At 37.6% G+C, this 25003-nt stretch carries 23 protein-coding genes, 19 tRNA genes, 2 rRNA genes and 4 riboswitches; of the genes, 4 read left to right on the top strand and 40 right to left on the bottom strand.

Going from position 1 to position 25003, the window contains the following annotated elements; genetic code table 11:
• Positions 1 to 80: 80 nt before the first annotated feature.
• Positions 81 to 1382: an NCS2 family permease gene (locus WAZ07_RS25155; protein WP_336474580.1), complete on the top strand. Its 1302-nt coding sequence runs from the start codon at positions 81 to 83 to the stop codon at positions 1380 to 1382.
• Between the two features lie 34 nt (positions 1383 to 1416).
• On the opposite strand, the gene WAZ07_RS25150 is transcribed toward WAZ07_RS25155, so the two are convergent.
• Together WAZ07_RS25150 and WAZ07_RS25145 are read right to left on the bottom strand one after the other, a co-directional pair.
• Positions 1417 to 2271, bottom strand: a complete 855-nt coding sequence (locus tag WAZ07_RS25150) for a patatin-like phospholipase family protein (RefSeq protein ID WP_336474579.1) — start codon at positions 2269 to 2271, stop codon at positions 1417 to 1419.
• Positions 2272 to 2394: 123 nt separating this feature from the next.
• Positions 2395 to 2826 (bottom strand): MarR family transcriptional regulator, encoded by a 432-nt coding sequence (locus tag WAZ07_RS25145; RefSeq protein ID WP_413788950.1) that lies wholly within the window; start codon positions 2824 to 2826, stop codon positions 2395 to 2397.
• A 197-nt stretch (positions 2827 to 3023) separates the two neighbouring features.
• On the opposite strand from WAZ07_RS25145, the gene WAZ07_RS25140 reads away from it, so the two are divergent.
• On the top strand, positions 3024 to 4211 hold the full coding sequence (locus tag WAZ07_RS25140) for an MFS transporter (RefSeq protein ID WP_336474577.1): 1188 nt from the start codon (positions 3024 to 3026) through the stop codon (positions 4209 to 4211).
• Between the two features lie 229 nt (positions 4212 to 4440).
• Here the strand turns inward: WAZ07_RS25140 and kdpDN are convergent, their stop codons facing one another.
• The 15 genes from kdpDN to tenA all read right to left on the bottom strand — a co-directional run bounded on the left by kdpDN (position 4441) and on the right by tenA (position 17505).
• Positions 4441 to 5586 (bottom strand): KdpD-like non-kinase potassium sensor, encoded by a 1146-nt coding sequence (gene kdpDN, locus WAZ07_RS25135; protein ID WP_336474576.1) that lies wholly within the window; start codon positions 5584 to 5586, stop codon positions 4441 to 4443.
• A 65-nt stretch (positions 5587 to 5651) separates the two neighbouring features.
• Positions 5652 to 6233 (bottom strand): K(+)-transporting ATPase subunit C, encoded by a 582-nt coding sequence (gene kdpC, locus WAZ07_RS25130; RefSeq protein ID WP_336474575.1) that lies wholly within the window; start codon positions 6231 to 6233, stop codon positions 5652 to 5654.
• Positions 6234 to 6251: 18 nt separating this feature from the next.
• Positions 6252 to 8351, bottom strand: coding sequence for a potassium-transporting ATPase subunit KdpB (gene kdpB / locus WAZ07_RS25125; protein ID WP_336474593.1), 2100 nt, complete (start codon positions 8349 to 8351; stop codon positions 6252 to 6254).
• A gap of 13 nt (positions 8352 to 8364) precedes the next feature.
• Positions 8365 to 10032 carry a potassium-transporting ATPase subunit KdpA gene (gene kdpA / locus WAZ07_RS25120; RefSeq protein WP_336474574.1) on the bottom strand — a complete coding sequence of 556 codons (1668 nt, stop codon included), beginning with the start codon at positions 10030 to 10032 and terminating at the stop codon, positions 8365 to 8367.
• 19 nt (positions 10033 to 10051) lie between these two features.
• The gene (gene kdpF, locus WAZ07_RS25115) at positions 10052 to 10132 is read right to left on the bottom strand and encodes a K(+)-transporting ATPase subunit F (protein ID WP_090919158.1); all 81 of its coding nucleotides are present in this window, start codon (positions 10130 to 10132) and stop codon (positions 10052 to 10054) included.
• The gene (locus WAZ07_RS25110) at positions 10129 to 10233 is read right to left on the bottom strand and encodes a hypothetical protein (RefSeq protein WP_090919155.1); all 105 of its coding nucleotides are present in this window, start codon (positions 10231 to 10233) and stop codon (positions 10129 to 10131) included. Before WAZ07_RS25110 ends, kdpF begins: the two co-directional genes overlap by 4 nt.
• Positions 10234 to 10332: 99 nt before the next feature.
• Positions 10333 to 10476, bottom strand: a riboswitch (cyclic di-AMP (ydaO/yuaA leader).
• 566 nt (positions 10477 to 11042) lie between these two features.
• On the bottom strand, positions 11043 to 11279 hold the full coding sequence (locus WAZ07_RS25105; protein WP_090919154.1) for a hypothetical protein: 237 nt from the start codon (positions 11277 to 11279) through the stop codon (positions 11043 to 11045).
• A 17-nt stretch (positions 11280 to 11296) separates the two neighbouring features.
• A complete protein-coding gene (locus WAZ07_RS25100) occupies positions 11297 to 11698 on the bottom strand; it encodes a hypothetical protein (RefSeq protein WP_336474573.1) in 402 nt (133 codons plus the stop codon).
• Positions 11699 to 11791: 93 nt separating this feature from the next.
• A riboswitch (cyclic di-AMP (ydaO/yuaA leader) is annotated at positions 11792 to 11936 on the bottom strand.
• A 93-nt stretch (positions 11937 to 12029) separates the two neighbouring features.
• Positions 12030 to 12851, bottom strand: coding sequence for a bifunctional hydroxymethylpyrimidine kinase/phosphomethylpyrimidine kinase (gene thiD, locus WAZ07_RS25095; RefSeq protein ID WP_336474572.1), 822 nt, complete (start codon positions 12849 to 12851; stop codon positions 12030 to 12032).
• Between the two features lie 5 nt (positions 12852 to 12856).
• Complete coding sequence (locus tag WAZ07_RS25090) at positions 12857 to 13876, bottom strand: thiazole biosynthesis adenylyltransferase ThiF (protein ID WP_336474571.1); 1020 nt, start codon at positions 13874 to 13876, stop codon at positions 12857 to 12859.
• Positions 13869 to 14639 carry a thiazole synthase gene (locus WAZ07_RS25085; RefSeq protein ID WP_336474570.1) on the bottom strand — a complete coding sequence of 257 codons (771 nt, stop codon included), beginning with the start codon at positions 14637 to 14639 and terminating at the stop codon, positions 13869 to 13871. Before WAZ07_RS25085 ends, WAZ07_RS25090 begins: the two co-directional genes overlap by 8 nt.
• A gap of 2 nt (positions 14640 to 14641) precedes the next feature.
• Entirely contained in the window at positions 14642 to 14845 is a 204-nt protein-coding gene (gene thiS / locus WAZ07_RS25080; RefSeq protein WP_336474569.1) for a sulfur carrier protein ThiS, read from the bottom strand.
• A gap of 186 nt (positions 14846 to 15031) precedes the next feature.
• On the bottom strand, positions 15032 to 16141 hold the full coding sequence (thiO, locus tag WAZ07_RS25075; RefSeq protein ID WP_336474568.1) for a glycine oxidase ThiO: 1110 nt from the start codon (positions 16139 to 16141) through the stop codon (positions 15032 to 15034).
• On the bottom strand, positions 16125 to 16754 hold the full coding sequence (gene tenI, locus WAZ07_RS25070; protein WP_336474567.1) for a thiazole tautomerase TenI: 630 nt from the start codon (positions 16752 to 16754) through the stop codon (positions 16125 to 16127). The genes thiO and tenI overlap by 17 nt, the downstream gene beginning before the upstream one ends.
• Positions 16755 to 16809: 55 nt before the next feature.
• The gene (tenA, locus tag WAZ07_RS25065) at positions 16810 to 17505 is read right to left on the bottom strand and encodes a thiaminase II (protein ID WP_336474566.1); all 696 of its coding nucleotides are present in this window, start codon (positions 17503 to 17505) and stop codon (positions 16810 to 16812) included.
• An 85-nt stretch (positions 17506 to 17590) separates the two neighbouring features.
• A riboswitch (TPP riboswitch) is annotated at positions 17591 to 17691 on the bottom strand.
• A gap of 59 nt (positions 17692 to 17750) precedes the next feature.
• A riboswitch (TPP riboswitch) is annotated at positions 17751 to 17859 on the bottom strand.
• Between the two features lie 598 nt (positions 17860 to 18457).
• On the opposite strand from tenA, the gene WAZ07_RS25060 reads away from it, so the two are divergent.
• Entirely contained in the window at positions 18458 to 19618 is a 1161-nt protein-coding gene (locus tag WAZ07_RS25060; protein ID WP_336474565.1) for an SH3 domain-containing protein, read from the top strand.
• A gap of 6 nt (positions 19619 to 19624) precedes the next feature.
• The gene (locus WAZ07_RS25055) at positions 19625 to 19978 is read left to right on the top strand and encodes a hypothetical protein (RefSeq protein WP_336474564.1); all 354 of its coding nucleotides are present in this window, start codon (positions 19625 to 19627) and stop codon (positions 19976 to 19978) included.
• A 310-nt stretch (positions 19979 to 20288) separates the two neighbouring features.
• On the opposite strand, the gene WAZ07_RS25050 is transcribed toward WAZ07_RS25055, so the two are convergent.
• The 23 genes from WAZ07_RS25050 to WAZ07_RS24940 all read right to left on the bottom strand — a co-directional run.
• Positions 20289 to 21440: a DUF3965 domain-containing protein gene (locus WAZ07_RS25050; RefSeq protein ID WP_336474563.1), complete on the bottom strand. Its 1152-nt coding sequence runs from the start codon at positions 21438 to 21440 to the stop codon at positions 20289 to 20291.
• A gap of 334 nt (positions 21441 to 21774) precedes the next feature.
• On the bottom strand, positions 21775 to 22194 hold the full coding sequence (locus WAZ07_RS25045) for a CBS domain-containing protein (protein WP_336474562.1): 420 nt from the start codon (positions 22192 to 22194) through the stop codon (positions 21775 to 21777).
• A 746-nt stretch (positions 22195 to 22940) separates the two neighbouring features.
• Positions 22941 to 23012 (bottom strand) — tRNA-Glu (locus tag WAZ07_RS25040).
• A 1-nt stretch (position 23013) separates the two neighbouring features.
• Positions 23014 to 23088: transfer RNA gene (locus WAZ07_RS25035), tRNA-Asn, on the bottom strand.
• Between the two features lie 3 nt (positions 23089 to 23091).
• Positions 23092 to 23168: transfer RNA gene (locus WAZ07_RS25030), tRNA-Ile, on the bottom strand.
• A gap of 10 nt (positions 23169 to 23178) precedes the next feature.
• Positions 23179 to 23249, bottom strand: a tRNA-Trp gene (locus WAZ07_RS25025).
• Between the two features lie 3 nt (positions 23250 to 23252).
• Positions 23253 to 23328 (bottom strand) — tRNA-Thr (locus WAZ07_RS25020).
• 21 nt (positions 23329 to 23349) lie between these two features.
• Positions 23350 to 23425: transfer RNA gene (locus tag WAZ07_RS25015), tRNA-Phe, on the bottom strand.
• Positions 23426 to 23435: 10 nt separating this feature from the next.
• Positions 23436 to 23511: transfer RNA gene (locus WAZ07_RS25010), tRNA-Asp, on the bottom strand.
• 2 nt (positions 23512 to 23513) lie between these two features.
• Positions 23514 to 23590, bottom strand: a tRNA-Met gene (locus WAZ07_RS25005).
• 28 nt (positions 23591 to 23618) lie between these two features.
• Positions 23619 to 23711, bottom strand: a tRNA-Ser gene (locus tag WAZ07_RS25000).
• A gap of 18 nt (positions 23712 to 23729) precedes the next feature.
• Positions 23730 to 23805: transfer RNA gene (locus WAZ07_RS24995), tRNA-Ala, on the bottom strand.
• Between the two features lie 14 nt (positions 23806 to 23819).
• Positions 23820 to 23893: transfer RNA gene (locus tag WAZ07_RS24990), tRNA-Pro, on the bottom strand.
• Between the two features lie 9 nt (positions 23894 to 23902).
• Positions 23903 to 23976: transfer RNA gene (locus tag WAZ07_RS24985), tRNA-Arg, on the bottom strand.
• A gap of 3 nt (positions 23977 to 23979) precedes the next feature.
• Positions 23980 to 24068 (bottom strand) — tRNA-Leu (locus WAZ07_RS24980).
• Positions 24069 to 24082: 14 nt separating this feature from the next.
• Positions 24083 to 24157 (bottom strand) — tRNA-Gly (locus tag WAZ07_RS24975).
• A gap of 36 nt (positions 24158 to 24193) precedes the next feature.
• Positions 24194 to 24274, bottom strand: a tRNA-Leu gene (locus WAZ07_RS24970).
• Positions 24275 to 24291: 17 nt separating this feature from the next.
• Positions 24292 to 24367 (bottom strand) — tRNA-Lys (locus WAZ07_RS24965).
• A 5-nt stretch (positions 24368 to 24372) separates the two neighbouring features.
• A tRNA-Gln gene (locus WAZ07_RS24960) sits at positions 24373 to 24447 on the bottom strand.
• Positions 24448 to 24453: 6 nt separating this feature from the next.
• Positions 24454 to 24537: transfer RNA gene (locus tag WAZ07_RS24955), tRNA-Tyr, on the bottom strand.
• A gap of 16 nt (positions 24538 to 24553) precedes the next feature.
• Positions 24554 to 24629, bottom strand: a tRNA-Val gene (locus tag WAZ07_RS24950).
• Positions 24630 to 24633: 4 nt separating this feature from the next.
• Positions 24634 to 24749: ribosomal RNA gene (gene rrf, locus WAZ07_RS24945) — 5S ribosomal RNA — on the bottom strand.
• Between the two features lie 101 nt (positions 24750 to 24850).
• Positions 24851 to 25003: ribosomal RNA gene (locus WAZ07_RS24940) — 23S ribosomal RNA — on the bottom strand; the annotation flags it as partial.

The following is a 25003-nucleotide window of genomic DNA, read 5'->3' as shown; positions in this document are numbered from 1 at the left end:
AAACTCTTGCCAAAAAACAAAATAACGAATATTATATATAACTGTTGTGATAATTATTCGTAAAAAGAAAGGATGTTTTTATGTTTAACCTTTCAAAACATCAAACTTCTATTAAAACTGAAATTATGGCTGGTATTATTACCTTCTTAACAATGGCATATATTATCGTCGTAAACCCAGTCATCCTTGGTGATGCGGGCGTTCCATTTGAACAAGCATTTACAGCAACTATCATCGCTGCTGTTATCGGAACATTATGTATGGCATTCTTTGCAAATTTACCAATTGCAATTGCACCAGGTATGGGATTAAATGCTTACTTTGCTTACTCAGTTGTCAAAACTCATGAAGGCATGACATTCGCAATTGCTTTCTCTGCTGTATTCGTAGCAGGTATGATTTTAATTTTGCTATCATTAACTTCTTTCCGTACAAAATTAATGGAAGCTATTCCTGAAAACTTAAAACATGCGATTACAGCTGGTATCGGTTTATTTATCGCATTTATCGGCTTACGTCTAACAGGGATTGTTACGAAACATCCTTCAAATTTAGTTGGGCTTGGAGATCTTCACTCTCCGTCTGTTTTACTTGCATTAGCTGGACTTGGGATTACGTTAGTACTAATGTGTTTAAACGTGAACGGTGCATTATTTATCGGTATGTTATTAACAGGAGTTATCGCTTACTTTACTGGACAATTAACGTTTTCAAACGGAGTTACCTCTCTGCCAGGTTTACCAGAAGGCGTAATTGTTTCTAATCCAATTACAGCAGTGTCCGATGTCATTCACTACGGATTATACGGCGTTGTTTTCTCGCTTTTCCTAGTAACATTATTCGATACAACAGGTACACTACTCGGAGTTGCACAGCAAGGCGGCCTGATGAAAGATGGCAAACTTCCAAATTCCGGACGTGCTCTTCTTTCCGATTCTATTTCAGCAACGATTGGTTCTATGTTTGGGACAACACCAACAACTGCTTATATTGAATCTTCTGCTGGTGTTGCGGCTGGTGGTCGTACAGGCTTAACAACATTAACTGTTGCGGCACTGTTTGCAGCGACTGCATTCTTCGGACCACTTGTCGGTGCAGTATCTGGCGTTTCCGCTATTACAGCTCCATCATTAATTATTGTTGGTAGCTTAATGATGGGCGCAGTTCGTCACATTGATTGGGATGCATTTGATGAAGCTTTCCCTGCATTTTTAGTGATTTTAAGCATGCCGCTTACATCAAGCATTGCAACAGGTATTGCGCTTGGCTTCATTTCATACCCTCTTATGAAAGTGGCAAAAGGACAATTCCGTGCGGTTCATCCGCTTGTATACGTATTTGGTATTTTATTTGCTTATCAGTTAGTATTTATACCACATTAAAAAAAGGTGACTCATATTACTTTGAGTCACCTTTTTACTTACTAAGAAATTGCACCAAGTCTCCATACATTTTCTCAGCATCTCGAAATCCTTGATCATACAAGCGCTGTAATTTTTCTGGATTCTTCTCCATACGATCCACTTGTAATTGTTCTGTCGGCTGAATCACAAATATATTTCCAGCTGCTTCTTCTTTTTCAATATAATGAAGGGTCTCATTATACACTTCGTAACGAGTTAACATTGCGTCTACTAATTTAGGATATTTTTTATATGCTTTCCCCGCAATCCATCCAAATTTTGATTTTTTCTTCGCATACCCTTTATTCCTTGTCAAAATAACAACTGATTTTCTGTAGCCATCTTCCTGCGCTTTTCGAACAGGAATTGGATCTGAGATGCCACCATCCAATAACTTTTTCCCGTCAAATTCTACGACAGGTGCGACAAAAGGCAATGAGCTTGACGCTTGTAATACTGTTAATGCTTCTTCTTGTGAATGGCCTTTTTCAAAATAGACAGGTTGTCCCGTTTCACAATCCGTTGTTCCAACAAGAAATTGCTGCTCCGTATTAAAATACGTTTCAAAATCAAATGGTACATGTTGCATCGGAATTTCACGAAAAATAAAATCCATATCAAAGAGCTGACGCTTTTTCCAAAAGTTTGTATACGATAAATATCTTGGATGTGTCACATATTCAATGTTTACTGTTTTATTTCTCTCTTTTTGTCTTGAAAGATACGACGCTGCATTACACGCACCCGCTGATACACCAATCACATATGGAAAATGTAAATCGTTCTCCATAAAATATTCTAATACACCAGCTGTATATACGCCGCGCATACCGCCGCCTTCTAATACTAAACCCGTATTTTCAAGCATGGCTCTCTCTCCTCGTTCTATATATACTTTATAATGATTCACTTTGTTAAATATCTCTTTCTATTATATATAAAACTTTTGAGAAACCATATTCAGACGACTTGACTGAAACGAAATATCTCTTTATCTCCCCTTCGTTCCTATATGCATCGTTACATCCGCTATGAATTGTTGAATAACCTCCAGCTCTTCTTTTGTATATTTATCTAAAAATAATAACCACTCTTCTTCAGCTTGATTATGTAACGTTTCATGAGCAGTATATATTTCTCTCCCTTTGTCTGTTAAACGGAAGAATATTTCTTTTTTGTTGTTCAACATTTTCATCTTTTCAACAAAATTCTTATTAAATAATTTTGTACAAATTTTAGAAATGGCCCCTTTTGTCATTCCCATACTTTCAGTAATTGCCGTTACATTCATTAAGCCTTGTTCTCCTATACAAGCAATCACATGTAATTCTGATAATGAAATATCATTTATCCCCATTTCACCTAAAAATTGTTCATGTACTTCTTTCATGTACTCTTCTTTCTTATGAATAAGTGCTTGCATATCAACTAATATTTGTTTTTGCTCAGCTGTGCAGTTCAATTTGTTTCCCTCCAAACACAAATTACGTTTCCTTAGAAACAATTATACTTTATAGTATTCCATATTTAAAATATAATTCACACTATCTATTTACAAAAAAGAAAATCATGTTAAAATTATTTTAGTTTCCAAGGAAACTAAAATAAGGAGGGTTATGTATGACAACTACAACAAACCGAACACCTATTTTCTATGTCATTTGTATTAGCGCTTTATTAGGCTCACTAGCCCAAAATATGTATACTCCTATCTTGCCAATGATTCAGGGGTCATTTCATACATCATTATATTTAGTCAATCTTACTGTTTCCGTTTTTACTTTTGTACTTGCGATTATGCAAATCGTATATGGCCCACTTATTGATGCAAAAGGACGAAAATACATTCTCATTCCGGGGCTATTGATGAGTTTCATCGGCTCAATAGGTTGTGTGTTTTCATCAAACATTTATGTATTTCTTGTATTTAGAGCCATTCAAGCTTTTGGAACAGCAGCTATCCCAGTTGTTTCAGCTACCATCATTGGAGATTTATATGAAGGAAATGAGCGCGGCAAAGCAATGAGCATCTACCAGATGCTTTTAGCACTGGCACCTGCTATTGGTCCTTTAATGGGGGGATATTTAGGAAATAGAAATGGTCACGTTTCTATCTTTCTCTTTTTAGCAGCGATTAGTATCGTTTTATTACTTATAAACATTGTTTTACTTCCAGAAACAAAGCCTGTTTCTTCTATAAAACAACAAGCAACGAAACACTACTTTCAGGTTTTACAAAATAAGATTGGTTTTACCATTGTCATAATTGGTTTTATGCAATTTTATCTTTATTTTTGCTTCCTTGTCTTTTTACCATCAATGTTAAAAACTTTATTTCATCTTCATCCAGATACGATTGGGCTCATCTTTGTTCCCATGTCATTATGTATGATGTTAGGTAGTTATTGTTATAAAATGTTGCAAAAGAAAATCCAGACAAAACATGCTTTACTCTTTACAAGTTTCTTTCATATTGCATGTATCTTATTATTTTCTATCACCTATAACATTACGATCCCTATCCTTATCATCGTCACTTCTCTATACGGATTCAGCATGGGATTATCAATGCCAACTCATACAACTTTATTAACAGAAGAATTTGTGGATGAACGTGCAACGGCTATTGGCATCTATAACTTTATTCGCTACTTCGGAATGGGAGTCGGTCCACTCCTTGGCAGTTTTCTATTATTTGATCAAAACTACTTTTGGATTTTCTTTTCGGGATCCGTAGTTTTTCTATTGTTTCTCTTATATGCAATGAAGAATTTTATTCATTCTCAAACAAGAAAAGAAGCAATTTAGAAAGATAATATTTTCAATCACTCAGGACGTATAAGTCACTGTTATGCAGAATACAACATGACTGCGACTTGTTTTCTCTCTTTGTTTTAAACATCGCATGTGGCAAGAAAAGGCTCTGACCGCTTCTATGCACGGCCAGATGCTCTCATCCTTCCCTAAAAAAAAGTTTTTTTAACTTGTATATAGTAATCGTGAAAAAAGAATCTCTAAAAACTACTTTTAGAGATTCTTATCCTCTTTGATCCGCCACAATATGAATATCAATGTTCTTCGTCTGTCTCATAATTTCATTTACAATGGAACCTTTTCGAATTTCTTCCCATCTCGTTCTTGCTGATTGTCCAAGTAAAATTTGAGTGACTTGTCGCTCTCTTGCCACCTTAATAATTGCATCTGCCGGCTTACTTCCTTTTGCTTCTTCTAATAAAAAGGTTGCATCAAATTGATTCGTTAACGCTTTCCATTCTTCAATAACTTGTTTTTTTGCTTCTGATATAGATTCAATCATTTCTCTTTCTACATTTAGTACATATAATTCTGCATTTAAACGGTTTGCCATGCGCCAGCCTCGGCGAATGAGCTTTTCTGCTGTGGAACTGTACTGCACGCAAACAAGAATTTTTTCTTTCACTCCAATTGGTTCCTCAGTAAATTGACTAATTTTCTCGTCCATATCATCCGCAACTTCTCGAAGTGATAATTCACGGAGCGCTCCTAAATTATTTAGCGTAAAAAAATGATTTAAGCTCCGTTGAATTTTCTCTTCCTTATATATCTTTCCGTCCATCAACCGTTTTCTAAGCACTTCTGGCGTTACATCCACAAGCTGAATTTCATTTGCCTTTTGTAAAATGAAGTCAGGAACGCGCTCTCTTACTTTGACCCCTGTAATTTGCTCAACAATATCGTGAACACTTTCCAAATGTTGAATATTAAATGCAGACAAAACATCAATGCCAGCATCCAATAATTCTTCGACATCTTGATAGCGTTTTTTATGTTTCGAACCAGGGATATTCGTATGGGCTAACTCATCCACAATAACAACTTGTGGTGCACGTTTTATAATTGCTTCAACATTCAGTTCTGGAAACACTTTCCCTTTATAATGAATCTCTTTTAACGGAACAGCTTCTAACTCAGCAATCGCCTCTTCTGTTTCTTTTCGGCCGTGCGTTTCAATGAGGCCAATGACAACATCAATGCCTTCTTTTCGCATCTCTCTTGCATCAAAAAGCATTTTATAACTTTTTCCGACTCCAGGAGCTGCTCCGACATAAAGCTTTAACTTCCCCCTGTTTAGTTGACGAATATATTCTAAATATTCTTCTGGCGTTCGTCTTTGAAACGTTGGCTTATAGTCATCTGCATACATTACAAATGCACCCTTTCCGACCAAACAATGCTACCTCAATCTAAACGATTGAGGTAGCATTGTTATTATTTAATCATTTTTTGTAATTCTACATTTAACTTCAACACGTTGACACGATCTTCTCCAAATAACCCAAGTACTTGCCCTTCTGTTTGCGATTCAATCAGCTTATTAATTTCTTCTTTCGGAATATTCGTTATTTTAGAGATACGATCTACTTGTACGTAAGCCGCTTGTGGGCTAATATCTGGATCTAATCCTGAACCTGAATTCGTTACTAAATCCATCGGAACTTTCGTAACAGGAACTTCCCGATTTTCCTTCTTCCAATTTTTCACACTTTCTTCTACACGTTTTACTAAATCTGGATTGGACGGTGCATAGTTATTAGATCCAGATGCTTCTGCTTTATATTCTATACTAGAGACACGTCCATGAAAATAACGTGGGTCTGTAAAATTTTGACCAATTAATTTCGAACCAATGACTTCATTGTTTTCATTATATATAAGGCTTCCGTCTGCATTATCTTTCATAACCGCTTGTGCAATTCCTGTAACTAAAAGTGGATATAGGAGCCCGCATATAACAAGAAATGTAAAGGTTACACGAATGACAGGTGAAAGTATCTTTTGTTTTTCAAACATTTTCATTTCCCCTTTTCTTTAAATGAACAATCCGACAATCATGTCAATCAGCTTAATACCGACGAACGGAACAATCACTCCACCAAGTCCGTAAATAAATAGGTTACGTCCTAACAATGCATTAGAACTCATCGGTTTATAAGCAATCCCTCTCATCGCTAGCGGAATAAGCATCGGGATAATAATCGCATTAAAGATAAGCGCTGATAAAATCGCTGATAGCGGTGAATGTAATTTCATCACGTTCAGAGCTTCCATTTGCGGAATTGCCAATGTAAACATCGCTGGGATAATCGCAAAGTATTTTGCAATATCATTTGCGATACTAAATGTTGTTAGCGCACCGCGTGTCATTAATAGCTGCTTACCAATTCCTACAACCTCAATAATTTTCGTTGGGTTTGAATCTAGGTCAATCATATTTGCTGCTTCTTTCGCTGCTGCTGTACCACTATTCATCGCTAGACCAACATCGGCTTGCGCTAAAGCTGGTGCATCATTTGTACCATCACCTGTCATCGCAACAAGCTTTCCTTTGTCTTGCTCTGCTTTAATCACCGCAATTTTATCTTCTGGTTTACATTCTGCAACAAATTCATCCACACCAGCTTCTTTCGCAATGGTTGCGGCAGTAAGCGGGTTATCACCTGTACACATTACCGTTTTAATACCCATTTGACGAAGCTGTTCAAATCGTTCACGCATACCTGGTTTTACAGTATCTTTTAAATAAATTAATCCGTAAATACGATCATTCGCTGCAACTGCAAGCGGTGTACCGCCTTCTTTTGCAATTAAATCCGCTTTTTGATTTAAGTCTTTCGGAACTGTACCGCCTTGCGATTGTACCCATTCAATAACAGCGCCAACCGCACCTTTTCGTACTTTTACACCATCCGTTAAGTCCACACCACTCATACGTGTCTCAGCTTTAAAGGGAACAAACTCACCTTGCTCAGCAAGTGTACCGTTATAAGAGAGTGCTTTTGATTGTACGTATTCAATAACCGAGCGTCCTTCTGGCGTCTCATCTAACACAGAGCTAAGCGCTGCCCATTTTGCAACTTGTTCAATTGTTTCATTTCCTACTGGTAAAAGCGTATGTGCCATACGATTACCGAATGTAATTGTACCTGTTTTATCTAAAATAATTGTGTTAATATCACCAGCTGCTTCCACTGCTTTACCACTCATCGCTAAAACGTTAAACTTCGTTACACGGTCCATACCTGCAATCCCAATTGCGGATAACAAACCACCAATTGTTGTTGGAATTAAACAAACAAGAAGTGCAACGAGTATAGATGTATCAATTTGAAAACCAAGATAATTCGTAAAGATCGGCAATGTCACAACAACGATTAAGAAAATAAGTGTTAAACTCATTAAGACCGTATTAAGAGCAATTTCATTTGGTGTTTTTTGACGAGATGCTCCTTCTACTAAAGAAATCATTTTATCTAAGAAAGATTCACCAGGATTACTTGTAATTCGAATTGTAATTTCATCACTTACCACCATTGTTCCGCCTGTAACGGAGCAAAAATCACCGCCAGCTTCTTTCATAACTGGTGCAGATTCCCCAGTAATGGCTGATTCATCGACAGATGCTAACCCGCGAATAACTTCTCCGTCACTAGGGATCATTTCACTTTGTTTTACAATAACAACATCGCCTTTTTTCAGTTCAGTTGCTGAAACCCTAGCAACACTTCCATTTTCTTTTATTACATTTGCAAATACATCTTTTTTCGATTGTTTTAAAGAATCAGCTTGTGCTTTCCCGCGTCCTTCTGCTAATGCTTCTGCAAAATTAGCAAACAAAACAGTGAATAAGAGAATAAGAGAAACCGTTATATTGAACCACCCTGGGATACTACTAGATCCATTAGGTAAAAATGATAAAATTAATGTCAGGAAAAACCCAATTTCTACCACGAACATAATTGGATTTTTTACCATCACTCGTGGATTCAATTTTGTAAAAGCTTCTTTTATCGCATGTGTAATAATGTCACGATCCATCGTTTTTGCTTGTCTCACTTCATTTTCGACTGCCGTTTTTGGTGATACAATCGATTGATTCGGTTGTTTATCTTTTACCACTACAGGTTTCATCATGTACCCTCCATTACTTCAATGTAAGAAATTCCGCAATTGGTCCTAACACTAGCATTGGGAAGAACGTTAATGCTCCAACAATTACAATTGTTCCAATGAAAATGCCGCCAAATAAACTATTATCTGTTCGGAATGTTCCGATTGTTTCTGGTACTACCGTTTTTTCTTTTAATGAAGCCGCTACAGCCAGCATTGTAATTAAACTGAAATAACGTCCTAAGAACATCACGATACCAGTCGTAATATTCCAAAATGCTGTATTGTCTGCTAAACCTTCAAAACCTGAACCGTTATTAGCTGCCGAAGAAGTATATTCATATACAACTTGTGTCAAACCGTGAAAACCGGAGTTTGAAATTGCATCTGTTCCAAAATGAGTTGAAAGAGCTAATGCTGAAAATCCTAAAATAAGTAAAGGATGAAATAGTATTGTTACTGCAATCAATTTCATTTCCTTTCCTTCAATCTTTTTCCCTAAAAATTCTGGTGTACGTCCAACCATTAATCCCGATATAAAGACCGCGATAATCGCGTACATAATAATATTGATAAATCCTGCACCGACCCCGCCGTATACTGTATTTAACATCATGTTTACAAGTGGCACGAGTCCTCCGATTGGTGTCAACGTATCATGCATTGTATCAACAGCACCTGTTTCCGCTGCAGTTGTTACTGTTGCGTATAGTGAAGAAAATACTGTTCCAAAGCGGACTTCTTTTCCTTCTAAGCTGCCTTGAGTATGCTGCATTCCCATTTCATTTAACGCTGGGTTTCCATGTAGCTCTGATGTGACAATTGTTGTAAATCCCATTAAAAATACGATGAATAAAGAAACGAAAAGAACGCGTCCTTGTTTTTTATTCCCTACCATTCTTCCGTATGTGAATGGTAAAGCTGTCGGTAACAGCATCATAAGCATCATTTGTAAAATGTTACTGATTTGACCTGGGTTTTCAAATGGATGCGTTGAATTTGCCCCGAAAAATCCTCCGCCGTTGTTCCCTAATTCCTTAATAGAAACGAAAGAAGCAACCGGACCACGTAATATACTTTGTTTCACACCTTCAATTGTATGAGCTGTAACCGCTCCTTCTAACGTTTGCGGTACACCAAGCGCAACGAAGATCAATGCTGCTATAAATGCAATTGGAAGAAAAACTCTCGTTAAAGCACGTGTAAAATCTACGAAGAAATTTCCAAGTTCTTTCCCTGCTAAACCTCTTATAAAAGCCATTACAATTGCTAATGTTGTTGCCGGTGCTGTAAACATTAAAAACGTAATTCCGATTAATTGTGATAAGTACGAAACACCATTTTCACCGCTGTAATGCTGTAAATTTGTATCTGCCATAAAACTAATCGCTGTATTAAAAGCGAGTGTAGGTTCCATCCCCTCAACATGAGCTGGATTTAATGGCAATACACCTTGCAGGCGAAGTATGAAATAGACAACAACAATCATAAATCCATTAAGCGCAACTAATGATAATGCGTATTGCTTCCAACTCTGGTTATAAGGTTTCACACCGGAAATTTTAAAAATAATATTTTCAAAAGGTCCGAACACTTTATCCAATTTGCTATTCCCTTGAAACGCCTTCTCTAAATAAATCCCGGTTGGCTTTGCAACAAGAACAAATAATAACATTGTGACCAAAACGGCAATCCAAATCATAATAAATCTTTCCTCCTAATTAAAACTTTTCTGGATTTAATAGCGCATAAACTAAGTACACAGTAAGTAAGCCAACAATAATGGATACTGCAATAGTCATTGCTTCTTCCCTTCCTTCACAACATGATCCGACCATCCTGCAAGACCAATCATTGATCCAACTAACACAATTAAAATTCCGATCATAGCAATATCTAACATGATTCATCCCTCACCAAATGTAAAATTTTTCCATAAAAAAACATAAAAAAGAACACTGAGGATCTACTCAGTGTTCGAAAATGAACAACACAAAAGTAAACCTCCTCTCCAAACGCTTACGAGGTTAGCTGTCGGATTCGGGCCTAAAGAGTAGCCCTACTTTCATCATGAAAGATTCACCCCAAGTGACAATGCACAAAATTGGTTCCCCCGCTCCATTTCTGGACTCAGCGATATCAGGTTGTTTTCTGGAAATTTTATGAACAATTTATGAATGTAAATATACTCCTCTAAATTTCACTTGTAAAGAGGTAAAATAGCTAAAATATAAAAGTATAAGACCTTTTAAACGCTTACATTAAGGATAAATACATCTTTATCATCTTTTTTCTTTTATTTTCTTCTTTTTTCATTATGTATACGTTCTTTTGCAAATAAAAGAAGAAGATTATCTCTAGAAATCAAATTTAACTTCCAGGCATATGAGTCAAATACAGCATAACCCCTACTCTTCTCCTTTTGTTTGAAACCTCGCTCGTGGCACAAAAAGGCCCTGACCGCTTCTATACACGGCCAGAGCCTCTCGCCCTTCCTAAAAAATGCAGTTTTATACCGTTTTTTCAACATAAACATCACTGCCACGCTGAATAAAAAAGGGCCACTACTTGCTTGCTCCCTCTGTTTTACAACTCGCTCGTGGCACAAAAAAGCCCTGACCGCTTCTACGCACGGCCAGGTGCTCTCGCCCACCTAAAAAAAGAGGTTTTTATACTAGTTTTTCAATTCATATTGATAGATAACCTTCTAAACTATAAAAAAGACCGTAAGTTACGACCTCGAATATATACTTGCACCAATTCTGCATGTCGCTTCTCATATTCGATAATGTCTTGTTCTAAATATAAACGGATATCTTCTGGCGGAAGAATCACATATGGCTTCGGAAAGAATGGATCATGTTCTGCTAATTCATGTACTCGTTCTAACGATACTGCCCAGCGCCTTGCTAATTCACGGCACAATAACACTTTCATCGCTTCTCTCATATCCGATTCCTCCGCCCCTACTCTAAAGTCAAAAACGAAATATTATCACAAGTTGTAAACACCACTAACTTAATACCAATCGTTTCATAGAGGTGCTTTGGATATTGTTTATTTCGCGTGACAACTGTAATAGGCGCGGTAAAAGAAGAGCGAATACGTTCAGCGAAGAAGCTAATTGTAGACAATTCATCTCCTAGTAAAATCGCTTTTTTAATTCCTTTGCATATGTTCACAATCATGCTCGGATCATCCGGACAGCAATATGCTTGTTGAAATCCACATGCCTTCACTTCACTTACCACATACTCACTCGCTGTAAAAATGACCATTTCACCTTGAAAAGGTAATAAATCTTTCAAACTCTTTACTTTCGCAGCTTCTCCTACACAAATGAGCGTGTACTCTTTTTCTGCATCCATGCACTACATCCTCCTTCACATAAAAGAATTTTTAAGTATAGATTAAAATTCTCTTATGCTAGTCGGATCGATGAATTGCTGTATTCACTTGCACCATCCTCTCTCAACACGCTTACGGAGTTAGCTGTCGGATTCGGGCTTTGAGAGTAGCCCTACCTTCGAAAAAGGATTCACCCCAAGTGACAATGCACAAAGTTGGTTCCCCCGCTCCAAAGTCTGGATTAAGCGTTCTTAAAAATAGATTCTGGCTGATATATTACTCCTAATTTTGGAAAAAGTAAACATAAAAAAAGCCAATTTTCCCAACTGGCTTTTTCAAAATAATACATATTTATGCATGTATATTTCTACGTCCATACGCAAAATGATTCGTTGGTCCGTGACCGCTGCCTATATTCAGCTCATCTTCAATTGCTATACTAATAAAGTTCTTCGCTTCACGAACTGCATCTGCAATTTCGTAACCTTTCGCGAGTCCTGCTGTTACAGCTGCGGCAAACGTACAACCACTTCCGTGTGTTTGTATAGAAGCAATCCGTTTACTTCTATACTCTATAAACACATTTCCATCAAACAATAAGTCAATTACTTCATTTCCTTGGTAAGCTGCATGTCCGCCTTTCATAACGACAAACTTTGCACCTAAATCATGCAGCATCTTCGCCGCTTCTTTACTGTCTTCAATCGTATGAATCTTCATTCCTGTTAATACTTCTGCTTCAGGAACATTCGGCGTAATTACCGTTGCAAGCGGCAATAAATGTTCTTGTAATGCCAAAACAGCTTCTTGTTGTAATAACGATGCTCCGCCTTTGGCAATCATAACAGGGTCTAGTACAATATTATTCCATGAAAATGATTTAATATTTTCAGCTACGATTTTAATAATTTCACTACTAAATAACATCCCTAGTTTCACTGCATCTGGCGTTACATCCGTACCGATAGAATGTAACTGCTTTTCAATTCCTTCTACAGGAACAGGATACACCCCTTGTACGCCAAGCGTATTTTGAGCCGTAATTGCTGTAATAGCTGTCATACCGTACACACCGAGCTCTTGAAACGTTTTTAAATCTGCTTGAATCCCCGCACCGCCGCCGCTATCGGAGCCAGCAATCGTTAATGCTTTATTCACTTTCATTTCACTCACCCCTTTTAACCAAAATAACGATGATAAATCGTTTTTGCCTCCGCTATATCCTTTGTGCCATGCACAAGCACACGGCCATCTTGAAATACTACTAACCGTTTATTATCAACAGAAAACGATAATAAATACGGATTCACTGTTAAATCCGTTACACGGTTTTGCAGCAGATTTTTATACATAGACAAATGAATATGCTCTTTATGCGGCGAACGAATTTGTACTGTATTTCTACCGCATAAAACAACCGCCCTGGAAGTATTCTCCTTGCTTAAATACGGATAAACAGCTTCTTCTCCGCACGATAAGCAGTTCTTGTTTCGCAACTTTTGTACATTCATGCATGAATATTCATTTTTCCACACATCAAATGACACAAGCCCCTCACGAAGTGCCTCGTAATCTTCTACTAAAATCTTTAATGCTTCCGCAACTTGATGTGAGACAACAATAGATACAGCAGGCGAAATAATCCCCGCTGTATCACATGTCGCCCCCCCAAGCGGTATCGACTGCAATAAACAAGATAGGCACGGCGTCTTTCTTGGTAAAATCGTATAAGAAAGACCGTAACTCCCAACACACGCTCCGTAAATCCATGGAATAGAATGCTTTTGCGATATATCATTTACAATAAACCGTGTCTCAAAGTTATCTGTTGCATCAATAATGAGATTTACACCTGTGACAAGTTCTTCTAGTTCTTCTGCTGTTGCATCTTGCACATAAGTTTCTACAACTACATCACTATTAATGGCTTGTAAGCGCCGCTTAGCTGCCACTGCTTTTGGTAAATGATTTTCTACATCTGCCTCGCAGTATAACTGTTGGCGCTGCAGATTACTCCAGTCAATATAATCACGATCAACAATCGTCACTTTGCCAACTCCAGCGCGAACGAGCATTTCTGCATTTGCACTACCAAGCGCTCCCACGCCGATAATCAGTACATGTTTTTCTCTTATTTTGTTCTGCCCTTCTTCCCCAATTGGAGAGAACAACACTTGACGGGAATATCGGCTATTCAAGAACACTCATTCCTTCTAACGGGCTGCTCGCGGTCCCGCAGCGCTTACGTGCAATACGTCCTGCTTCAAAACCTAATCTTCCTGCCTGAATACTAAGCTTCATTGCTTCTGCCATTTTCACAGGATCTTTTGCCCCGGAAACAGCTGTATTTAATAACACGCCTTCTGCGCCTAATTCCATCGCAAATGCTGCGTCAGCTGGACTACCAATGCCCGCGTCAACAATAACGGGAACAGTTGCTTGCTGGATAATAAAGCTTAAATTTAACGGATTTACAATACCAAGACCAGAACCGATTGGTGATGCACCTGGCATAATTGCATGGACACCTAATTCTTGTAATTTACGTGCTAACACAACATCATCAGACGTATACGGCAAAACGATAAACCCTTCTTTTAATAGCATTTCTGATGCTTTTAACGTTTCAACTGGGTCTGGTAATAACGTTTTATCATCACCAATTACTTCTACTTTAATCATGTCGCATAAACCTGATGCTTTCGCTAATTTCGCAATGCGCACGGCTTCTTCTGCTGTTTTTGCTCCTGCTGTATTTGGAAGAAGGGTATACTTTGTTACATCAATTTTTTCTAGTAAATTGGGCTGCTCTGCATCAAAAATATCCATACGACGCACTGCAAATGTTAAAATTTCTGCTTCTGATACTTCAATCGCTTTCCTTTGCACATCAAAATCTGAAAATTTCCCTGTTCCTAATAATAATCTAGACTGAAAAGTAAATGGTCCAATCTTTAACATAATCAACCGCCTCCTACGAATGTTACAATCTCAATTTGATCTCCCTCAAAAACAGATGTATCTTGATGATCCTCTTTTTGTAAAATATCTTGATTGCGTTCTACTACAACAATTTTCGTCTCTAATCCTAAATGAATAAGCAAATCAGCCACTGTCTTAATATCACTTGACACATCAACTTGCCTTCCGTTCACTTTTAAATTCAAGCTTTCATCCCCTTACGAAAGATATAAATAACGGCTATGCAAAGCAAAACATGACCGCTACTTGCTTTCTCCCTTTGTTTAAACTTCGCATGTGGTAGGAAAAGGCCCTGACCGTTTCTATGCATGGCCAGACGCTCTCGTCCCCCCCAAAAAAGAATGGGTTTTAGATTATTTTTTAATTTCTATTTACATAGATTGTGAAAGCAACGAATCTAGTAAATCATTACTTTGCTTTCCATCTATAAGATCAGCCATATATTCTCCTGAAACTGGACTTAATAAAATTCCATTTCGATAATGGCCCGTACAAGCATATAAACCAGTAATGTCTGCATGTCTGCCGATATATGGCATACTATGATTCGATTGTGGACGTAATCCTGCCCATGCCCCGTCCCATTCTGCTTCCTTTAATGCTGGAAGAATCCGATACGCGCGCTCCAATATAGAAGTAATACTTTCTGGACGCACCGCCTTGTTATATGTATGAGATTTCATTGTTGCTCCAATGACATAGCGTCCACCGCGCTTCGGTGCGATATAAAATTGCTCTTGAAAAATAGGTACTTGTAATAATGGCTTACGGCTGCGCACTGCAACAACTTCACCTTTCACAGGATATGTTCCCCATTCACAATGAAAATATTTTAATAGTTTTGTACTCCACGAGCCTCCAGCAATTACTACATTTTCACATGCAATTGTGCCTTCTGTTGTATATAATCCTGTTACGCGATTATCTTTCATTTGAATATCAAATACTTCAGTTTCTTCATATATGTCCGTTCCAGATAGCGCAGCAGAGTGAGCGAATGCTTTCGTCAGCTCTGGGGCAATCACATGACCATCTTTTGGGTGGTAGACTGCTCCAATAATAGAAGTAGATAAATAGGGCTCTTTTTCCCGCAATTCTTCTCCTGAGATAAAATGAGACTCTTCTCCTGTTTGCTGCTGCCATTTCATAATATGAAGAAGCCGTATACTCTCTTCTTCATTTTGAGCGATGCGGTAAATTCCTTTTTCTTCATATCCAATATCAATTCCGGTTTTATCACGTAATAGACTTGCAAGTTTTGGAAACATCGCGCGGCTTTTCCTGCCTAACTCAAACAGCGGATCGTATTCATCCCATTCCGCCTGTACACCTAATAATCCGGCTGCTGCTTTAGAGGCTTCAGAAGCAATCTTTTGTTTTTCAATGATGGCAACTTTATAACCTCTTTCAGCAAGGAAATGTGCAACCGAACTTCCGATTACACCGCCGCCAACGATGGCAACATCATATATTTTTTTCATGATTTCTCGCCCACTTTCGTATCGTTTCCTTATATAACTTTGCCTGTTCATTCGGTTTTACGGCACTTAAAATTCCGGACATAATTGCAATGCCAGTAGCCCCAGTGCCGAGTACCTCTGCTGTATGATTAGGAGTAATCCCTCCAATAGCGGTAATTGGAATTGTTAAACGGTTTGCCATTTCCGTAATCCCTGCTAATCCTCTTGGCGGAACTCCCTTTTTGGAGTTTGTTTGAAACAAATGCCCATACAGAAGAGAATCTGCACCACTTTGAAAAGCAGATACAGCTTCTTCAAATGAATGCACGGAGTAACCAACATGTAAATAAGAAAATTTTTCTTTAACAAGCTTTACATCCACGCTGCGATGTCCAAGTTGGACACGTCTAATATTGAATAAAATTGCAATATCAATCCGATCATTGATGACAAGTTTAGAAGAAGGAAATCCCTTATATAAGAGCTTTTCCACACCTTCATATAACTCTTTCGTACTTTTCTCTCGCTCACGAATGTGCAAATAATCTATTTCACTTTCAATATCAGTTGCTATATGTGCTAACTCTTCAAATGACATACGACCATTTGATATAACGTGAAGCTCAGCTTTCATATCCATTCGCCTACTTTAAAATGTTTTCAAACAATTCGTTTGTCGAAAAGAAACGTTACGAAATTGTAGTATGTTCTTGCTCCTCAAAACCCCACATCTCCTTACGATATGCCATATCCCAAAATAAGTATTCAAACCGACTGGAATATAAGAAGATTTCTTCTAAACGATTTAGTTCTTCTTCTGTTTTCCCAATTGTAATTTCATTAAATAAATCAATTAACCATATACAAAGATCCCCATATTCTTCAGAGCTGTATCCTCGAATCCACTCGCCAAAAAATTCATGATCACGTGCTCCTGAAATAGCATTCAAACGCTTTCCAATCTCCCAATAACTCCACATACATGGAAGCAATGCTGCAATTAACTCAGCAAGTGTACCGTTTTGTGAGACGGACATCATATAGTTTGTATATGCTAGATTCATAGCAGACGGCTTTGCTAATTCCATGTCTTCAACAGAAATTCCTAAACGTTTTGCATATTGTTTATGAATCGTCATTTCCCCATTTAAAATGCCATCAATTTGTTTAGCAAACTTCGCCATCACTTTTGGATTTGTTGCTTTTACAACACCGATTGCATATAACTTTGCATAATCTAACAAATACAAATAATCTTGAACAATATAATGTTGAAATCTATCTTTCTCTAACGTTCCATCTCCCATACCTGTTACAAATGGATGATTATGACTTTTTTCCCAAACAGGTTGCACTTTTTCAAATAGTCTTTCACAAAATGTCATCTCAGTTTCCCCTTCCTGTATATATATTCCCAAATAAAAAACCACTTCTATATAAGAAGTGGCCACAGCAAACAAAAGAAAACCTCATTTGTTGTTTCCACTTCCCTACGCTAGCATCACCTAGATCAGGTCATAAGGGTTAAGGTTTTTACCTCTCTCAGCTTTTAAGCACCCCTAGTGGTGTTCTATAAAATTTTCAATAAAAAATCCCCGTTTCTATGCATAAAGAAACGGGGACGTTATTTATATCGTCCAAGTTGCTTCCCTACGCTAGCATCATCTAGATCAGGTTCAAGGGTCAAAGACTATAGGTCTTACTCTCAGCTAGCAACACTAGCTCCCCTAGCATTATATTCATTTAACATAGTCAGTATACCATCGCCATATCTCATCGGCAACTCTTTTCATTTATGAAGTGAAACTTCCGTCAGTGGGGGTTTTCTTCATCCCCCACCTATCTTCTTTGTTTCTCTCTGAATCTTGAGGTGGGGATCTTACTGCCCGTTAATGTGGGATAAAGTGAAACACTAATCGTTTAAACAAAATAAAACATTATAAAAACATATTGTAAGTTCAGAAAAAAACGAATTTCTTCTATCTATTTCCATAACAGCTATAAATCTGCTATCCTTTTATTATATAGCTTTATAATCTATATCCATTTAAATTTTCCGACATATAAGTCGCTACTATGCAGAATATAACATGACCGCTACTTGCTTTATCCTTTTGTCTTCTACCTTGCGTGTAGTAGGAAAAGGCCCTGACCGTTTCTATGCACGGCCAAATGCTCTCCCTAAAAAGAAAGGAGTGTTTATGTCAATTTTTTAACTTGTATATATAGAGAAAAAGCATTCATTTGTTTTTAATCAACGAATATATTACAAACTCAATATCTTTACATTATGATTTTAATCATAATAATTGATTACATAAGGAGGTCTATGAATATATGAATTTAAAAGTCGCAACAATAACAGCAACTACTGTAGCAGTTGCTTCTATGCTCCCCTCTATAGCAGAATCTAATATACATACCGTAACAGCAGAGCAAACATCAAAAACAAAAATTGGTTATGTAAAAACGAAAACATTACAAATGTACAATAGTCCTAATGGGACAGATTATGTTATTGACAGCATTACGCGTGGCACTCCCATTACAATTCTTGAAACAACAAATGAATGGTATAAAGTTCACGTTCACAATAAAACTGGCTATGTAAAAAAAGAAGCAATTTCTTTAACAAAACCACACGATAGTGGAAATCAATATATCGTAAATGCGGATGCAGTAAACGTTCGCTCTGAACCAAATACACAATCTGAAATTGTTACTGTATTACCAAATGGAAAATTTGTTACTGTTCAAGAAGAACAAGAGGGATGGTATAAAGTTATACAAAATGGAACAAGCGGCTATGTAAAGAAAGAATTTTTATCTAACGCCGATCAGCCATTAGTTAAAGGAATTACTGTGCAAGGTGGAAGTTCTTACTATGTTGCCACTCCGACATTAAAAGTACGTAGCGGAGCAGGAACAAATACAGCTATTATCGGTTCTTTAACCAATGGGACACAAATACAAGTCGTTGAAAATATGGGAACATGGTATAAAATTCGCTACGGATCAGGATATGGCTATGTCGCACAGCATTGTATAACACAAAGACAACAACAGCAGCAACCAAAACAGAAAGCTACACCATCTATTCCAGCTGTATTTAAATATCCTGCTCAAGGAAAAATCAGCTCGGAATTTGATATACGCTGGGGAGAAATGCACTATGGCGTAGATATTGCAGCAACAGGAAATGTTCCAATCCAAGCTGCAGCACCTGGAACTGTTGTTAAATCATATTATTCTACAAGCTATGGAAATGTTGTATTTGTTGCTCATCGTATAAACGGGAATTTATACACAACTGTATATGCTCACATGAAAAGTCGAGCTGTCAAAGCAGGAGATACAGTGGTAACAAGCCAATTGCTCGGTTATATGGGAAATACAGGACATTCGCATGGACAACACTTACATTTTGAATTACATAACGGGGAATGGAATTTTGAAAAAACAAATGCTGTAAATCCACTTCCTTTCTTAGTTAGGTAACGCATAATGGCACGTAATATTGCATTAATTATTGAGTGTTTCGCATTTTTCGGTTTAGTTTATTGCTTATTAATTTATAACACAAACATTGTATTTTTAAGCATTATTATTGCGTTTGTTGCTTGTGAAGTGATGATGGAAACATTCAAAATTCGACTAAAGCGACATATTTCACACATATATACCGCACTATTCATTATAAGTTCTTTATTAACAAGCATCATTTTTAATGGCTTACATGTCTCCGCAATGTTTCCAGTATTTTTTATGACTATTCTTCTGATAGTATCTCAGTATATATATGTTCCAAAACATCGTAAACAACAACAACATGAAGAAACATGGAAAGTGGGAAAATAATGCCACGATTCTTTGGGATTGATTTCTTTTTTCTTTACTATTAAATAAGGATTCCACATGATGTGGAATCCTTATTTATGTTCTATATATACAAGTTTAAAAAAAGCATAACTCTTTCTTTTTTGGGGCACGAGAGCATCTGGCCGCGCATACGAACGATTTGCTCTCACCTCATGCAAAGTTTAAAACAAAAGGAGAAGCAAGTAGCAGTCATGTCATATTCTACATAGCAGTGATTTATATTTCAAAAAATTCAAACGAATATATATAAATACAAATTAAAAATCTAACATAAAACTACTTTTCTATTTTACCCGCATGCATACTGCTCATAAATAAAACTTAAATTATATTTATGTTCTAAATTCATACGTTGTTCGTCGCTACACCAATAAAATAAAATATCATGTATTGATGCATAGCGCTTATTCTTTAAAAATTGCTTAATAAAGGAAGGAAAACAATTTGGTAATTGTATAAATATATAATTGCGTAGTAGTTCCTCTTTATAATCGATTCCTTTACATATATGCATAAGTTCTTCACAATAATACATTTGCTGTGGAACTTGAATCATTTCAAAAAATGGAATGTATGATAATAATTGCCCAATAAAGTGCTCATATTTTGTTATAAATTCCAACGACATATGTTCCATCATCTCTTTTATAACAAACAAATAATCATCAACATGAGTTGTCTTCAACGGATTAAGACGATCAGATATTTGTGCAATCACTGCACGCTGGCATGCTACAGCAGCATGGCTTGGTTCATAATATGTTAAGAAATCCGTACATTTTCTATATTTTTTTAATAAATCTAACGTGTATATATCACAAATATACGTATTGCAATATATTGCTAACTCCATTAAAATTTCATCTAACTTCTCTTTTGATAATCCCTTTGCTTGTTTACAAAGATAGAGAAACATAAACTCCATCATTTCTTTATGAGACAAAAGTGTTTTATACTTTTCAATACACTCTACATTAAACTTAATTCTTTCCCAAATAAAATCATCATTACTTTCTAATTCCGTAACCTTTTGTTTTATAATTAAATAATTCCAAGCAACTACTTGTGTAAATGCATCCCATGATTCATACTCTAGCGATGTTTGTACGAATTCCTCTAATCCTTCAGCAATCATAAAATCATAGGCCTGTTGATACCATCCTACTTCTTGGCATAAACGAATAATTCGAACTAAAGTTGGCATTTCATCTTTATGAAACTTCGGTAAATCATGTAATTTTTTCATTCCATATAAAATAAAAAGAATTAAATTTTCTTTCTTATAAAATTCTTTTTCTTTCCAAGCCAGAATAGTTCGTTCTTTTCCTTCTCCTTTTGGATACTTTGGTATAAGTAAAGAGAGTAAATCCGCAAAATTTTCCGGCTCTGTATACGCATCCGTAACCAAGTTCCAATTGGGTTCGGTTTGCACAATCCCCATATAATTCCCCCTCCATTTTCTATATGTATGATAAAATATTTGAATGCTATTAAACTATCCATCAATATTATTATATTCAAAATAACATATAATGCTTATATTTATTAGTATATCATTTTTTTCATATGTTAATAGTTATTAACAAAAATTCCAAAAATAATTTACATAAAATGTGAATTTAATCTGCGGGGAAACCCCCACAGATTATGAATTAAACTAATTAGGCGCATATTAACATGCTTATCCTTCACTACATCATTGCTTTCAAATAAATTTTCAGATGAAGCATTCCTGCCCTCAAATAGCAAATTGCAAACAGAATAAAAGTATTTATTTAGTCTGTTTGCTCTGATATTTCACTTAAGGCAACGCCTGCTTGATCATCTGCATATTTAGTTGTTGCTAAATCACCAAGTGATAGCATCCCAACAAGTTGTCCATGTTCAACTACTGGCAATCTTCTTATTTGGTAACGTGCCATTAACTCTGTCGCTTTTTCAATAGCGTCATCAGGTGACACAGAAATAATTTGTGTTGTCATAACATTTGTAATTTGATTGGAACCTGGATGTTTTTCTGCAATTCCCCGCACAACCAAATCACGGTCTGTTACAAGTCCGATAACTTGATTATTCTCCACAACAGGAATCATTCCTATATCTTCTTCTTTCATTTTCACCGCTGCTTCATATACGTTATCTAGTGATGTACATTGTACAATATTCGTGCTCATCAATTCTCGAACAGTTGTCATAAATATATTACCCTCCTTTACACACTTTAGCATCTCCAACCCTCTTCATTTCAATTCGCAAGTTCCTTAAAAGATAAACGAGATACCATCTCTTATTAAAAACAGATGAAATTACACTTTATCAAATGTAGAAAACTATGTAATCATAAAACGCAAAATAAATTGGATATTCACAGTTACAATGACCAATTCTAAAAACTTTAGAATTGCGGAGAGTAAATATAGACTTTATCGTTCTTATTTGAGAAGGCAGCTTGTAAAGATACAGAGCAATAAGCAGGATGAGGTTAGTAAAAGAAATACTTTATACCGTAAAATATTCATGCAACATTCCGTTGTACAATCATCAAAATGAATTGATGTAGTTCAATTCTGAGTATAGCTAAAATAATCAATTGGTAAAAATATAATGTACTATATTCTTTCCTAATTACACAAAATCATACAAAATCCTTCATTATTTATAATAAAAAATAAAACATTTTATAATATGATAAAGATATACTTATTGTTATAATAGCTTGATACGGCCATCAGTAGATTTTCTTTATTCGACTACTTTTGGTTAGTTGAAGCATTCTCATTCTTACTGTCCAAAAGTAGCTCAATAAATATATGTATAAGGAGATCATTAATCAGAAGTAATTATAATTCGTTATAATAAATACGATATACAGAAAATATAATGTATAATATTATTTTTCTTCAAATAAAAAGAGTCAGCATAGTGCTGACTCTTTTTATAATGACCCGTACGGGATTCGAACCCGTGTTACCGCCGTGAAAGGGCGGTGTCTTAACCACTTGACCAACGGGCCATGGCTCCGCAGGTAGGACTCGAACCTACGACCGATCGGTTAACAGCCGATAGCTCTACCACTGAGCTACTGCGGAATATGGTGGGCCTAAATGGACTCGAACCATCGACCTCACGCTTATCAGGCGTGCGCTCTAACCAGCTGAGCTATAGGCCCATATTTCTTACAGGGGCAGTAGGAATCGAACCCACACCGGAGGTTTTGGAGACCTCTGTTCTACCTTTAAACTATGCCCCTAAGTGGTGCCGGCTAGAGGACTTGAACCCCCAACCTACTGATTACAAGTCAGTTGCTCTACCAATTGAGCTAAGCCGGCTAGTTTTTTTACAAAAAAAAATGGTGGCTCGGGACGGAATCGAACCGCCGACACGAGGATTTTCAGTCCTCTGCTCTACCGACTGAGCTACCGAGCCTTTATGTAAATGGCGGTCCCGACCGGGGTCGAACCGGCGATCTCCTGCGTGACAGGCAGGCATGTTAACCACTACACCACGGGACCATTGGTTGCGGGGACAGGATTTGAACCTGCGACCTTCGGGTTATGAGCCCGACGAGCTACCAGACTGCTCCACCCCGCGATGATATAATATTCTTTTAAATAAAAAATGGAGGAGGTAGAGGGATTCGAACCCCCGCGCGACTCTCGCCGCCTGTCGGTTTTCAAGACCGATCCCTTCAGCCGAACTTGGGTATACCTCCGTATATATGAAGCTTTAATGGTGGAGCCTAGCGGGATCGAACCGCTGACCTCCTGCGTGCAAGGCAGGCGCTCTCCCAGCTGAGCTAAGGCCCCATTTTAAAAAACTATCGGGAAGACAGGATTCGAACCTGCGACCCCCTGGTCCCAAACCAGGTGCTCTACCAAGCTGAGCCACTTCCCGTTAATAAAGCGCGCCCGAGAGGACTCGAACCCCTAACCTTTTGATCCGTAGTCAAACGCTCTATCCAATTGAGCTACGGGCGCATATGGTGCCGAGGGCGGGGGTCGAACCCGCACGGTGGTCACCCACCGCAGGATTTTAAGTCCTGTGCGTCTGCCTGTTCCGCCACCCCGGCGTCATATTGAAAATTGGAGCGGAAGACGGGATTCGAACCCGCGACCCCAACCTTGGCAAGGTTGTATTCTACCACTGAACTACTTCCGCAAAACATATATGACTTATTGCTTATTTAATTAAGAGTGCGGGTGAAGGGAGTCGAACCCCCACGCCAAAGGCGCCAGATCCTAAGTCTGGTGCGTCTGCCAATTCCGCCACACCCGCATATTACATTTTAAAAATGGTGAGCCATGAAGGACTCGAACCTTCGACCCTCTGATTAAAAGTCAGATGCTCTACCAACTGAGCTAATGGCTCTTAAATGGCTGGGCTAGCTGGATTCGAACCAGCGCATGACGGAGTCAAAGTCCGTTGCCTTACCGCTTGGCTATAGCCCATCGAAATGGTGGAGGGGGGCAGATTCGAACTGCCGAACCCGAAGGAGCGGATTTACAGTCCGCCGCGTTTAGCCACTTCGCTACCCCTCCGACATTTAAGATTATATGGTGGAGGATGACGGGATCGAACCGCCGACCCCCTGCTTGTAAGGCAGGTGCTCTCCCAGCTGAGCTAATCCTCCATTTGCCTGGCAACGTCCTACTCTCACAGGGACAAAGTCCCAACTACCATCGGCGCTAGAGAGCTTAACTTCCGTGTTCGGTATGGGAACGGGTGTGACCTCTCTGCCATCATTACCAGACTATATTCATTTGAGACAATCATTATTATACTTGATTCACCGAAAAAGTCAACAAGTTTTTTATATTCTCTCAAAACTAGATAACACTTGCTTCATATTATATGGTTAAGTCCTCGATCTATTAGTATTCGTCAGCTCCACGTGTCGCCACGCTTCCACCTCGAACCTATCAACCTGATCATCTTTCAGGGATCTTACTAGCTTAACGCTATGGGAAATCTCATCTTGAGGGGGGCTTCATGCTTAGATGCTTT

It is taken from the genome of Bacillus bruguierae, assembly GCF_037104725.1.
In the GTDB taxonomy this organism is placed as follows: domain Bacteria; phylum Bacillota; class Bacilli; order Bacillales; family Bacillaceae_G; genus Bacillus_A; species Bacillus_A bruguierae.
This window is presented reverse-complemented; position numbering and strand designations above follow the sequence as displayed.

Excerpts from the sequence above, each read along its gene's own strand:
- kdpB (WP_336474593.1), bottom strand. The coding sequence starts at position 8,351 with ATGAAACCTGTAGTGGTAAAAGATAAACAACCGAATCAATCGATTGTA.
- WAZ07_RS25145 (WP_413788950.1), bottom strand. The coding sequence starts at position 2,826 with ATGCAAGCACTTATTCATAAGAAAGAAGAGTACATGAAAGAAGTACAT.
- WAZ07_RS25150 (WP_336474579.1), bottom strand. The coding sequence starts at position 2,271 with ATGCTTGAAAATACGGGTTTAGTATTAGAAGGCGGCGGTATGCGCGGC.
- WAZ07_RS25140 (WP_336474577.1), top strand. The coding sequence starts at position 3,024 with ATGACAACTACAACAAACCGAACACCTATTTTCTATGTCATTTGTATT.
- WAZ07_RS25110 (WP_090919155.1), bottom strand. The coding sequence starts at position 10,233 with ATGTTAGATATTGCTATGATCGGAATTTTAATTGTGTTAGTTGGATCA.
- kdpF (WP_090919158.1), bottom strand. The coding sequence starts at position 10,132 with ATGACTATTGCAGTATCCATTATTGTTGGCTTACTTACTGTGTACTTA.
- WAZ07_RS25045 (WP_336474562.1), bottom strand. The coding sequence starts at position 22,194 with ATGACAACTGTTCGAGAATTGATGAGCACGAATATTGTACAATGTACA.
- WAZ07_RS25100 (WP_336474573.1), bottom strand. The coding sequence starts at position 11,698 with ATGGATGCAGAAAAAGAGTACACGCTCATTTGTGTAGGAGAAGCTGCG.
- kdpC (WP_336474575.1), bottom strand. The coding sequence starts at position 6,233 with ATGTTTGAAAAACAAAAGATACTTTCACCTGTCATTCGTGTAACCTTT.
- WAZ07_RS25060 (WP_336474565.1), top strand. The coding sequence starts at position 18,458 with ATGAATTTAAAAGTCGCAACAATAACAGCAACTACTGTAGCAGTTGCT.
- tenI (WP_336474567.1), bottom strand. The coding sequence starts at position 16,754 with ATGAAAGCTGAGCTTCACGTTATATCAAATGGTCGTATGTCATTTGAA.
- kdpA (WP_336474574.1), bottom strand. The coding sequence starts at position 10,032 with ATGATTTGGATTGCCGTTTTGGTCACAATGTTATTATTTGTTCTTGTT.
- tenA (WP_336474566.1), bottom strand. The coding sequence starts at position 17,505 with ATGACATTTTGTGAAAGACTATTTGAAAAAGTGCAACCTGTTTGGGAA.
- WAZ07_RS25155 (WP_336474580.1), top strand. The coding sequence starts at position 81 with ATGTTTAACCTTTCAAAACATCAAACTTCTATTAAAACTGAAATTATG.
- kdpDN (WP_336474576.1), bottom strand. The coding sequence starts at position 5,586 with ATGTATGCAGATGACTATAAGCCAACGTTTCAAAGACGAACGCCAGAA.
- WAZ07_RS25085 (WP_336474570.1), bottom strand. The coding sequence starts at position 14,639 with ATGTTAAAGATTGGACCATTTACTTTTCAGTCTAGATTATTATTAGGA.
- WAZ07_RS25050 (WP_336474563.1), bottom strand. The coding sequence starts at position 21,440 with ATGGGGATTGTGCAAACCGAACCCAATTGGAACTTGGTTACGGATGCG.
- WAZ07_RS25105 (WP_090919154.1), bottom strand. The coding sequence starts at position 11,279 with ATGAGAGAAGCGATGAAAGTGTTATTGTGCCGTGAATTAGCAAGGCGC.
- thiO (WP_336474568.1), bottom strand. The coding sequence starts at position 16,141 with ATGAAAAAAATATATGATGTTGCCATCGTTGGCGGCGGTGTAATCGGA.
- WAZ07_RS25055 (WP_336474564.1), top strand. The coding sequence starts at position 19,625 with ATGGCACGTAATATTGCATTAATTATTGAGTGTTTCGCATTTTTCGGT.